9 protein-coding genes are annotated in these 10,936 nt (G+C 71.8%); 8 read left to right on the top strand and 1 reads right to left on the bottom strand.

The window, feature by feature from the left end; all coding sequences use genetic code 11:
- Window positions 1-47 precede the first annotated feature (47 nt).
- The 5 genes from ACTOQ3_RS14965 to ACTOQ3_RS14985 all read left to right on the top strand — a co-directional run bounded on the left by ACTOQ3_RS14965 (window position 48) and on the right by ACTOQ3_RS14985 (window position 5,376).
- Complete coding sequence (locus tag ACTOQ3_RS14965) at window positions 48-992, top strand: glycosyltransferase family 2 protein (RefSeq protein WP_440083971.1); 945 nt, start codon at window positions 48-50, stop codon at window positions 990-992.
- Entirely contained in the window at window positions 989-1,885 is an 897-nt protein-coding gene (locus tag ACTOQ3_RS14970) for a hypothetical protein (protein ID WP_440083972.1), read from the top strand. The genes ACTOQ3_RS14965 and ACTOQ3_RS14970 overlap by 4 nt, the downstream gene beginning before the upstream one ends.
- Window positions 1,886-2,056: 171 nt before the next feature.
- Window positions 2,057-3,064: a hypothetical protein gene (locus ACTOQ3_RS14975; RefSeq protein ID WP_440083973.1), complete on the top strand. Its 1,008-nt coding sequence runs from the start codon at window positions 2,057-2,059 to the stop codon at window positions 3,062-3,064.
- 72 nt (window positions 3,065-3,136) lie between these two features.
- Window positions 3,137-3,820, top strand: coding sequence for a hypothetical protein (locus tag ACTOQ3_RS14980; protein ID WP_440083974.1), 684 nt, complete (start codon window positions 3,137-3,139; stop codon window positions 3,818-3,820).
- The gene (locus ACTOQ3_RS14985) at window positions 3,817-5,376 is read left to right on the top strand and encodes an O-antigen ligase family protein (RefSeq protein WP_440083975.1); all 1,560 of its coding nucleotides are present in this window, start codon (window positions 3,817-3,819) and stop codon (window positions 5,374-5,376) included. The genes ACTOQ3_RS14980 and ACTOQ3_RS14985 overlap by 4 nt, the downstream gene beginning before the upstream one ends.
- Here ACTOQ3_RS14985 and ACTOQ3_RS14990 read toward each other — a convergent pair.
- On the bottom strand, window positions 5,315-5,863 hold the full coding sequence (locus ACTOQ3_RS14990; protein ID WP_440083976.1) for a dTDP-4-dehydrorhamnose 3,5-epimerase family protein: 549 nt from the start codon (window positions 5,861-5,863) through the stop codon (window positions 5,315-5,317). The two genes, ACTOQ3_RS14985 and ACTOQ3_RS14990, sit on opposite strands and share 62 nt — an antisense overlap.
- Window positions 5,864-6,031: 168 nt before the next feature.
- On the opposite strand from ACTOQ3_RS14990, the gene ACTOQ3_RS14995 reads away from it, so the two are divergent.
- From ACTOQ3_RS14995 to ACTOQ3_RS15005, 3 genes are read left to right on the top strand one after another with little or no spacing between them, the layout of a single operon-like run.
- Window positions 6,032-6,829, top strand: a complete 798-nt coding sequence (locus ACTOQ3_RS14995; RefSeq protein ID WP_440083977.1) for a WecB/TagA/CpsF family glycosyltransferase — start codon at window positions 6,032-6,034, stop codon at window positions 6,827-6,829.
- Window positions 6,826-9,186, top strand: a complete 2,361-nt coding sequence (locus ACTOQ3_RS15000; RefSeq protein ID WP_440083978.1) for a glycosyltransferase — start codon at window positions 6,826-6,828, stop codon at window positions 9,184-9,186. Before ACTOQ3_RS14995 ends, ACTOQ3_RS15000 begins: the two co-directional genes overlap by 4 nt.
- A gap of 13 nt (window positions 9,187-9,199) precedes the next feature.
- Window positions 9,200-10,585: a hypothetical protein gene (locus ACTOQ3_RS15005; RefSeq protein ID WP_440083979.1), complete on the top strand. Its 1,386-nt coding sequence runs from the start codon at window positions 9,200-9,202 to the stop codon at window positions 10,583-10,585.
- Window positions 10,586-10,936: the final 351 nt, after the last annotated feature.

A 10,936-nucleotide genomic window follows, 5' to 3' on the forward strand; every position in this document is an offset into this window, starting at 1 on the left:
TTCAAGAGATTCAAGAGATCTACGAGATCTGCGAGAGGAGAGACCGGATGGAGAACTCCGACACGCTGGTGTCCATCGTGCTTCCCGTACGCAACGGGGCCGGGCGGATCGAGGGCGCGATCCGCTCGGTGCTCGGCCAGGATCACGAGCGCCTCCAGCTGGTGATCTCCGACAACGCGTCCACGGACGGCACCGAGGAGATCTGCCGCGACCTGGCCGCGACCGACCACCGGATCGTCTACCGCAGGCACCCGGAGAACGTGGGCCTGTTCGACAACTTCGTCCGTAGCACCGAACTGGTCGCGGGCACGTTCTTCCGCTGGGTCGGCGACGACGACCGGCTGGAGCCCGCGTGCGTCTCCCGGTCCCTCCAGGCGTTCGCGGAGGACGACCGGCTCGTCCTGGTCACCACGCAGGTCGCCTACACCGAACCCGACGGGACCGTCACCACCGCCCCCCTCGACGGCTCCGGGCTGGCCTCGGACGACCCGGTCGAGCGGTTCGCCGAGATGCTGCGGCTGCTCAACGAGAGCCACCTGCTCATCGACCCGCTGTACGGCACGCTGCGGCGCGACCCCCTGGCGAGGATCCCGCGGCGCAACATGCTGCGCGAGGACGAGGTGTTCGCGGCGAAGCTCGCGCTGGCCGGGCCGTGGGGACACGTCCCCGAGGTCCTCGCCCACCGCAACTGGAAGCACGACACCCTGCCGGCGATCGCCCGCCGCCTCGACGTGCCGCCCTGGCGGGCCCGCTGCGCCGGCGTTCTGCAGTGCGGGGAGCTGTTCCGCTGGCTGCGGGAGGCCGACCTCACCGCCGACCAGCGCCGCCGTGCCCGCGCGGCCGTCCTCGGCATGTACGCGCGCCGCCAGCGGCTCACCGCGGCCCGCCGGGGCCGCAGGCTCGCGCTCATCGCCTCGGGGCTCGTCCCCGGTGGGCGGGGAGAGATGTCCGTCGACCCAAGACCAGTGATTTCAGAAAGGAGAACCCCGTGACCACCGTCTTCTCCAACAGCGTGGTGGACGACGACACGCGCAGGGAGCAGCTCTACCAGGGGCAGGTCTTCGTCTACTCGGCGACGCCCGCCTCCGCCCAGCTGGCCGCCTTCGCCAGGGAACTGATCGCCGAGGCGTTCGGCGAGCGCGACCCGGAGACCGCCCAGTTCGACATGCCGGTCGAGGAGTTCGCCGACCTGCTCGCCCGGCTCAAGCCCCGGTTCATCCATCATCCCCGGTGCAAGGAGCTGCTGCCCGCGGTGCTCGCGGAACTGGGCTGCGACCTGGACCGCACCTACTTCGACGTGCCCCGGCTGCGCACCTCCACCTCCCACGACTACCTCACCTCCGGCATCTCCTACGCCTTCCACCCGCATCGCGACTGCTGGTACTCGGCCCCGTTCAACCAGCTCAACTGGTGGATCCCCGTCTACGAGGTGGTCCCGGAGAACGTGATGGCCTTCCATCCCCAGTACTTCGGCAGCCCGGTGCGCAACGGCAGCGCCCGCTACGACTACGCGGAGTGGAACAGGACCAGCCGGCTCACCGCGGCCCAGCACGTGCGCGGCGACACCAGGGACCAGCCCCGCCCCGAGGAGGCCGTCGTGCTCGACCCGCAGGTGCGGGTGGTGCCGGAGCCGGGGGGCGTCATGGTGTTCTCCGGCGCCCAGCTGCACTCCACGGTGCCCAACACCTCGGGCAGGACCCGCTTCAGCATCGACTTCCGCACGGTGCACATCGACGACGTGCGCACCCGCCGCGGCGCCCGCAACGTGGACGCGGAGTGCACCGGCACCACCCTGCGCGACTTCGTCCGCTCCTCCGACCTCGACCCGATGCCGGAGGAGCTGGCGCTGGAGTACGAGGCGGAGGCCCTGACCGGGGCCGGGTGAGCGGCGGGCACCCGGCCACCGCCACACCGGGTGACGCCGTGACGCCGTGACGCCGTGACGTCCGTGGTGACGCCTGCGGTGACGTCCGTAGTGACAAGGAGTTCGTGTGCTGCGACCAATACGCATCGTGTCCTGGGCGTCTGGCGCGCTCGGGGGAGCGGGGACGACGTAGTGGAGTTCTGGAAGACCATCCTCGACCTCGCCAGAAGGAAGCGGGTCGGGTTTCCGCTGTTCGGCCTGGCGCTCCTCGCCGCCGTGGTCGTCTTCTCCCTGGTGCCCCCGCGCTACGTGTCGAGCGCCTCCATGGTGCTGACCACGCCCCCCGCGGGAGGAACGACGGACCCGGCCAAGAAGCCGGGGCGGACCAACCCGCTGCTGCAGTTCAGCGACGGCCTCAGGACCACGGCCGGCATCCTCATCCTGTCCATGAACACCGAGGCGGTCGCGACGGAACTGGGCATCGTGAAGGACGGCCCCGTCGAGGTCACGATCAACGACGGGCGCACCAACCCCAGCATGCTGGGCATCCTCATGAACGGCCCGTTCGTGTACCTGGAGGTGGAGAGCGACTCCGCCGAGGTCACCCGTGCCGTCATGGCCAGGACCCAGTTCCGCCTCAGGACCGAGCTGGTCCGCAGGCAGGAGGTGCTCGGCGCCCCCCGCTCCACCTTCATCGGGTTCGTCGAGGTGGTGCCCGCCGGCTACCCCGCGATGGACCGGAGCGGCACGTGGCAGGCCGCGGGCGGGGCGGCGTTCGCCGTCGTCCTGCTCGGCCTCGGCGCGGTGTACGCCGTGGAGCGCCGGAGGGTGTTCCGGCGGAGGTCCGGTGGCGGGCGACCCGTCGAGCCCCGGCCGGCCACGGAAGCGGCCACGGACACGGCCACGGACACGGCCACGCCCTCGGCAGGCCGTTCCGACGAGGCGCATCCCGATGCCCTTCCGGAAAAGGGCCGGGGACACGAGGACGGCGAGGACGGCGAGGAAGGCGGGGAGCCCGTGACCGGCAAGGACGGTAAGGGCGGCGGGGGCGGTAAGAGCCGCGCGGGTGGCAGGGGGCGTGGAGGCCGTGACGGCAGGGACGCCACCGAGCCGCCGATCACCGTGTACCCGGTGGAGGCGATGTCCCCGGCGCCCTCGGCGACACCTGGACGAGGACGACAAGTGGACGACGACAAGTAGACGGCGACGAGCAGGCGACCGCGACAGGCAGACGAGAGGAAACGCGTGGACTTCTGGGGGACCGTACTCATCGTGTTACGGCGCTGGTACGTCGCCCTGCCGGCGTTCCTGCTGTCCATCGGCGCCGCGCTGGGCGTCTACTCGTCGATCCCCACGCTCTACGTCTCGAACGCGGTGCTCGTGCTGACCATCCCGCCGACCGGGGGGAGCCTGCCGAGCGACCCCGAGCGTCCCAACGGGCTGACCAACCCCCTGCTGAACTTCGACTGGGGCCTGAGCATGTCCGCCTCGATCCTCATTCAGGTGATCAGCGCGCCGGAGACGGCGGAGTCGCTCGGCGTGCGGCCCGAGGGTGACACCACCTTCACGGCCACCAACGGCAGCACCAATCCGGAGGCGCTGGACGGCGGGCCGTTCGTGTACATCGAGGGCACGAGCAGGTCGCCGGCCGGGGCGCGGGACATCGTGACGCGGGTCAGGGACCGCGCGAGGATCGAGCTGGCCGGTCGCCAGAGGCAGCTCAACGCGCCCCTGGCCACCTACATCACGATGGACGAGATGGTGCCGCCGACGGAGCCGCAACCCCAGCGCGGGGGGAAGACGCGCGGGGCCGCCGCCGCACTGCTTCTCGGGATACTCGCCAGCCTCGCCGCGGTGTTCTCCCTGGAGAGCTTCCTGGACGCCCGGAAGCGGAGACGCGGGAGGCCCGTGCCGGCGCCCGGGCTGCCCGCCGAACCCTCCCTCCTGCGGCGGTGAGAATCCTCGTGACCCGTACGGCACCCACGGTCTCCGGCACGGTCCGCGCCGAGGTCCCCACCGGGGATCCGGCCCCCGTGTCCGTCGCCTCCCTGGACCGCCCCGGTCTCCGCAGTGCCGACGGGGCCACCCTCGCCGCCGCGTTCGCGGTGGTCCTGATGCTGTCTCCGGCGCGGCTGGTCTTCCGCGGCCTGCCCTTCTCGCTCACGCCCGCCGACGCGGTCGGCCTCTTCGCCGCGCTGTGGTGGTTCTGCGCGCAGCTCACGACCACGCTCGGCGCGGCCAAGGGCCCCAATCCCGTACGCACCGCGCTGTTCGTGTACACCGCGGCGATGCTGGCCACCTACGGGTACGCCAGCGCCGCCTACCTCCCGCCCGACGAGCTCGACATGGCCGACCACAGCATCGTCCTCGTCGTGGCGACGGTGGGCGTCGGTCTCGGGGCGTGCGACGGCATCCGGGGCCGGGAGCGGCTGGACTTCGTCCTGAGGTGTCTCGTGATCTCCGGCGCGGCCGTCGGGGTCATCGCGGCGCTCCAGTTCGTGCTCGAATTCGACCTGACGAAGTATCTGGCCTTTCCCGGTTTCCGGTTCACCTCGGATCTGCCGGCGATCCTCGAACGGAACACCCTGCGCCGGGTCGCGGCCACCACGGGACATCCCATCGAGCTCGGCGTCGTCTGCGCGATGATCACTCCTCTCGCGCTGCACTACGCGTTCGGCGCCCGCGACCGGGGGGAGCCCTCCCTGCGGTGGTGGGTGTGCTGCGCGCTGATCGGCACCGGGCTGATGTTCTCCGTGTCGCGGTCGGCGGTCCTCGGGCTCGCCGTCGTCGGCGTGGTGCTGGTCGCCGGGTGGCCTGCGCGCAGGAGACTGTGGGCGGCGCTTGGCGGCGTGGGTTTCCTGGTGGCGATGAAGGTGGCCGTACCCGGCCTGATCAGCGTCTTCCTCGGGCTGTTCACCAGCCTGTCCAGCGATTCGAGCATCCAGTACAGGACCCACGACTACGCGGTGGCGGCCACCGAGATCGGGAACCACTTCTGGGTCGGCAGGGGGCTGGGCACCTGGTACGCGCCCAAGCATCTGATCTTCGACAACCAGTACATCCTGTCGCTGGTGGAGACCGGGGTCATCGGCCTGGCCGCCTTCTCCGGGATCTTCCTGACCGGTATCTGGGCGGCGTTGCGCGTCCGCCGCCTCAGCTCCGACCCCGCCGTACGGGACCTGGGGCTGACCCTGGCCGCGTGCCTGGTCGTCCCCCTGGTCGGGGCGGCCACGTTCGACCTGCGCTCGTTCGCGACCGTGACGGGCCTGTCATTCCTGATCATCGGAGCCGCCGGCTCGCTGCTGCGCGCCACCCGGCAGCCGAGGGCTCAGGCCATCCGGCCGCCGGTGAGGTCCGGCGGGGATCCCGGGGCTCCCAGGGAGCCCGGGGAGTTCGGGAAGGAGACCGATGAGGAGGCCGTCGAGAAGGCCGTCGAGGCCGTTGGGAAGGTCACCCGGCCGGCCGGGCGCGCAGATCCGCCCAGGAGCCCGCGGCCAGATCCCGCTCGCTGATCGCGGTGACCGGCAGCGGCCACCGGATGCCGAGATCGGGGTCGTCGTAGCGGACGGCGAGGTCCTCGGCGGGATCGTGCTCCCGGTCGATCCGGTAGCAGACGTCGGCCTGATCGGTCAGTGCCTGATAGCCGTGCAACAAGCCAGGAGGAACGTAGAGGTGAACGAACGTCTCATCGTCCAGAATCACCGACATCTGGCGGCCGAAGGTCGGCGAGTCCGGCCGGGCGTCGACGAGCACGTCGTGCACGGCCCCGCGGGCGCACCGGACGAGCTTGGCCTCCCCCCGTCCGCCCCGGCCGTGCAGGGCCCTGACCGTCCCCAGCCGGGACCGCGACTGGCTGTCCTGGACGAACGCCTCGGGCCGCAGCCCGTGGGCGGCGGCGAGCGCCGCGTCGAAGGTGCGGGTGAACAGCCCGCGGTCGTCCCTGTGCAAGGTGGGGACGAAGAGCAGGACATCGTCGATCTCGGCGCGTTCGACTCTCATGAGCCCATCTTTACGACTCCCGCACCTCCCGGCCATGGGGAAACGGGAAACGGCGCCGGCCGGCGTACGGAGCCTCCCTGCCGTGGAGAAGCGGGAAACGGTGCCGGTCCGCGTACCCCGGAGGACGTCCCTCCCGCGGACCGGCCGTCCCCGCCGGTGGTGCGTACGGTGCCGCCGGAGAGGTCCGGGGCGAGGTTCGCGCGCGTCCGGGTCGGGGCCGTCGAGGTCATGGCGGTCAGCGAGGCGGAGCTTCTCGACCACGTGGCGGCCGAGTGGCGAAGGGGGCGCGGCGGCGCGATCGTCACCGCGAACGTCGACATCGTCCGCGCCGCCACGCGCGATCCCGCCCTGGCGGACCTCGTCACCCGCTCCGAGATCGTGGTCGCCGACGGCATGCCGGTGGTCTGGGCGTCGAGGCTCGCCGGGCCGGCGGTCCCCTGCAGGATCACCGGTGCCGCGCTCGTGCACTCCCTGACCGGACGGGCCGCGCGCGAGAACCGCTCGATCTACCTGCTCGGAGGGGAGCCCGGCGTGCCGGAGGACGCGGCGCGGGTCCTCGCCGGACGCTGCCCGGGGCTGCGCGTGGCGGGCACCTGCTCGCCTCCCTTCGGGTTCGAGAGCACGCCGGACGGGGTCCGCGAGGTGGTCGAGGGGGTGGCCGCCGCCGCACCCGACCTCGTCCTCGTCGGGCTGGGCTTCCCCAAGCAGGAAAGGGTCATCGAGGCTCTCAGGGAGAAACTGCCCGACGCCTGGTACCTCGGCTGCGGAGCCGGGATCCCCATGGCGGCCGGGCGGTTCAGCCGCGCCCCGGGGCCGGTCCAGCGGGTGGGCGCCGAGTGGCTGTACCGGCTCGCCCTGGAACCGCGCCGCCTGGCCCGCCGCTACCTGCGCGACGACGCGCCGTTCGCGGTCGCCCTCCTCGCGGGCGCCCTGCGCACCCGCCTGACATCGAGGCGCCGCACGTGACCGCCGACCCCGAATCCGAGCCACCGGGCGTGGCCGCCGATCCCGCGTCCGAGTCCGACGCGCTCCACCTGACCGCCGACCCCGAGTCCGGGATCGAGGCGCTCCGGGTGGCCGCCGATCCCCCGTCCTCCGGCGTGACCACCTTCCCGCCACGGTCCTCTCTCACGAGAAACGGCTCCGACATGGCTGTTCCAGACCGGCCCCCGCTGGCCGTAGTGATCGTCACGTATTCGAGCGGCAAGGTCGTCGAGGGCTGCCTGCGCTCGCTCGACGCGGCACTGGCCGGTGCCGGTCCGGCACGGGTCGTCGTGGTGGACAACGCCTCGGCCGACGACACCGTCGAGCGGGTGCGCGAGGTCGCGCCCGAGGCCGAGGTGATCCAGAACGGGCGCAACGCCGGCTTCGCCGCCGGGGTGAACGCGGGCATCGCCGCCGCGGACGGCTGCGACGTGCTGGTGCTGAACCCCGACATCCGGCTCGCACCCGGCTCCGTGCTCCTGCTCCGGCAGGCGCTCGCCCTGCCGGGAACCGGGATCGCCGCACCCCGCCTCACCGGCGAGACGGGGACGCTCCACCTCTCCCTGCGCAGGCGCCCCACCGTGCCGAGGGCGCTCGGGGAGGCGCTGCTGGGCGGGCACAGAGCCGGACGGATCCCGGCGCTCGGCGAGCTGGTCGTGGACCCGGCCGCCTACGACAGGCCGCAGACGGTCGACTGGGTGGCCGGCGCGGCCTGGTTGATCTCCCGCGCGTGCCTGGACGCCCTGGACCCCCTCGACGAGCGCTACTTCCTGTACTCGGAGGAGACCGAGTACATGCTCAGGGCGGGGGCGGCGGGCTTCGCCGTCCGGTACGAGCCCCGTGCCGTGGCCGTTCACCTCGGTGGCGAGCAGTCCACGTCGAGCCGGCTGTGGGCGCTGTCGTCGGCCAACCGGGTCCGGATGCACCGGGAACGGTACGGCCGCCCGCGCGGGCAGCTGATGCGGCTGGCCGTCGGGCTCAACGAGCTGGTCCGCGCGGTCGCCAGGGGCGGGGCGGGCGGGAGGCGGCACCGGGCTGCCCTGCGCCAGCTGGTCCCCCTGCGCGAGTGGCCGCTCCTGCCCGGCGAGGAGGGAACGTCCCCGGCCCGGACCACGGAGGCCTCCGCCTCCCGGACCACGGAGGACTCCCGGGCCCGGGAGACGGCGGCCTCTCCCGGTTACGTCTGCTTCTCGGCGCAGGACTGGTGGTACCACAACCGGGCGCACTCGGACTTCCAGCTCATGCGCTCGGTCGCCGCGCACAGGAAGGTCCTCGTGGTCAACAGCATCGGGATGCGCATGCCGATGCCGGGAAGGTCCACGCAGGTGCTTCGGCGCGTCGGGCGCAAGCTGCGCAGCGTCGCGATGCTCGTCAGGAGGCCGCTGCGGGAGCTGCCCGGCTTCTACGTGATGTCCCCGCTGCCGCTGCCCTTCTACGGGTCGCCGCTGGCCAGGCGGGTGAACGCGCTGCTGGTCCGGGCCCAGGTGCTGGCCGTCTCGCGGGCACTGGGACTGCGCCATCCCGTGATCATGGTGACCATCCCCACGGCGTGGGACGTGGTGCGGCCGATGCGCAGGCGGGCGCTGGTGTTCAACCGCTCCGACCGGCACTCGTCGTTCCCCGAGTCCGACCGGCCGACCATCGAGGCACTGGAACGCGGCCTGCTCGAACGTTCCGACCACGTGGTCTACGTCAGCACCGCACTGATGGGCGAGGAGAGCGGCGTGACCGGGGACCGGGCGCACTTCCTCGACCACGGTGTGGACACCGACCACTTCCGGCGCCGTCCGGAGAGCGAGCAGCCCGCCGACCTCCGCGCGATCCCCGGCCCGAGGGTGGGTTTCTTCGGCGCGCTGGACGACTATCTCGTCGACTTCGACCTTCTCGAACGGATCGCCGTCGAGCTGCCCGGCGTCTCGCTGGTCCTGATCGGCGACGCGACCGTCCCGATGGAGCGGCTCACCCGCCATCCGAACGTGCACTGGCTCGGATTCAGGCCGTACGAGGACATCCCCGCGTACGGATCGGGATTCGATGTCGCGATCATGCCGTGGCTGGACAATCCGTGGATCAGGCATTCGAATCCGATCAAGCTCAAGGAGTATCTCGCGCTGGGCCTGCCGGTGGTCAGCACCGATTTCCAGGAACTCGCGAACTATGCCGATCGCGTGCGGATCGCCGCCGGCGGCGACCTTTTCCTGGACGCTGTTCGTGAGACGTTGCGCGACGGAGGTCTGCAGCCCGCCGAGACCATTCGGGGATCCGTGCTCGGTGCCTCCTGGTCGTCGCGTGCCGCGCAGCTGATGGCGCTCGCCGAGCTGTCACCGGGCCCGCGATGAGGAGGACGTGATCATGAGATCCGAGGACCAGGGGCAGACGACAGGACGCCGGACCAGGCGGCCGTTGCCGATGCTGGTCGGGGGCGGAGCCGTCTCGGTGGCGGTGGCGGTGCTCGGGCTCTCCTGGATCGACGCGCCCGAGAGCCGGGACCGGGCGTCGGCGGGCGCCCTCCCGGGGGCGGCCGGCGCGTGGCCGGCCGCGGGTCCTCCCGCGACGGCCGCGCGGGTGCCGTGGGAGGGCGGCCCCGCCTACTACGGGCGGTTCGCCGCGCCGGCGGCGGCGGGCTGGACGAACCCGTCGTTCTTCCCGGTGGGCGTCTGGTTCGAGTCGGTGATCACCCAGTCCGACGCGGACAAGGACCGGGCCGCCGGGATCAACACCTACGTGGAGCTGACCGAGACCAGCGACATGGCGCTGGTGCGGAAGAACGGCATGTCGGCGCTGACGAGCGTCCCGCTGCCCGGCCACGGCGGGGAGACGGTGGGCTGGCTGCTCAACGACGAGGCCGACATGTGGGCGAAGGCCGGAGACGCCGGATGGACCGGAAACCACCCCGGCGAGGGCCCCCTGTGCGTCCCCGAGGACAAGGGGTGCGGTTTCACCGTGATGCGCACCCGAAAGGAAAGGGTCCCGAAGGGCGACGGCAGGCTGCACTACGCCAACTACGGCAAGGGCGTGATGATGTGGGAGCGGGACGCGGACGCCGCCACGTTCGTCAACCGCTTCACCGACGTCGTCTCGTCCGACGTCTACTGGTACACCAGCGCGAGCGTCTGCCTGGACGGGAAGAACTTCCTGTCCCTGCCGGCCTCCCGGTGCCGCAGGGCCGCCAACTACGGCGCCGTCCTCGACCGCCAGCGCGAGCTGGACGCGCTGGACGGCCGTCGCCAGCCGATCTACGGTTTCGTCGAGGTCGGCTGGCCGGCCGAGAACGACACTCGGGCCATCCAGCCGCAGCAGGTGACGGGCGCGGTCATGAGCTCGCTGATCCACGAGGCCCGGGGCATCATCTACTTCAACCACAACTTCGGCGGGCCGTGCCACTCCCAGCACGTCCTGCGCGAGGAGTGCGGGAAGAAGGTCAGACCCGCGGTGGCCGAGGTCAACCGGCGCATCGGGCAACTGGCGCCTGTGCTGAACACCCAGTCGTACGCGCACCGCTTCGGCCCCGGCCTCGACACCATGCTGAAACACCATCAGGGCTCGTACTACGTCTTCGCGATGCCCGCCGCGGGCGCGGCCCCCGGCAGGCGCACGTTCGCCCTGCCGCGCGGGATGCGGGCCGTACGCGCCGAGGTCCTCTTCGAGAACCGGACGGTCCCCGTCGACGCCCAGGGCAGGTTCACCGACTCCTTCGCCGCCGAGTACTCCCATCACATCTACCGGATCACTCCCTGACGTCTCGCCACGGGAGCCGGGTCGCCGGGAGGCATCCCTTCGGTGGATGACGCGTCCCACTCGGCGACGTACCGCGTCGCGATCGCCGAGGCGACCCCTCTCGCTCGGGCGACGGGACGATCTGGGCTCTCCACGTGACACGGGCGGGCTCGGCCGTGCGCCGAGCCCGCCCGCTCCAACTCCATCTGTTGCCGATCGCACGCTCACCCGGTTCGGCACACGCCTTCGCGGTGGACGTCAGGAACGTCTGAGCCGGATCGGTGTCACACCGGTCAGCGCTGCAGTGTCAGCAGGCCCGGCCGGTAGGGCAGGAGGCCGTATTCGACACCGTCGGAGTTGGGGTTGCGGCCC

It is taken from the genome of Streptosporangium sp. LJ11 (genome assembly GCF_051918945.1).
Lineage (GTDB): Bacteria > Actinomycetota > Actinomycetes > Streptosporangiales > Streptosporangiaceae > Streptosporangium.

Excerpts from the sequence above, each read along its gene's own strand:
- ACTOQ3_RS14965 (WP_440083971.1), top strand. The coding sequence starts at position 48 with ATGGAGAACTCCGACACGCTGGTGTCCATCGTGCTTCCCGTACGCAAC.
- ACTOQ3_RS14990 (WP_440083976.1), bottom strand. The coding sequence starts at position 5,863 with ATGAGAGTCGAACGCGCCGAGATCGACGATGTCCTGCTCTTCGTCCCC.
- ACTOQ3_RS15005 (WP_440083979.1), top strand. The coding sequence starts at position 9,200 with ATGAGATCCGAGGACCAGGGGCAGACGACAGGACGCCGGACCAGGCGG.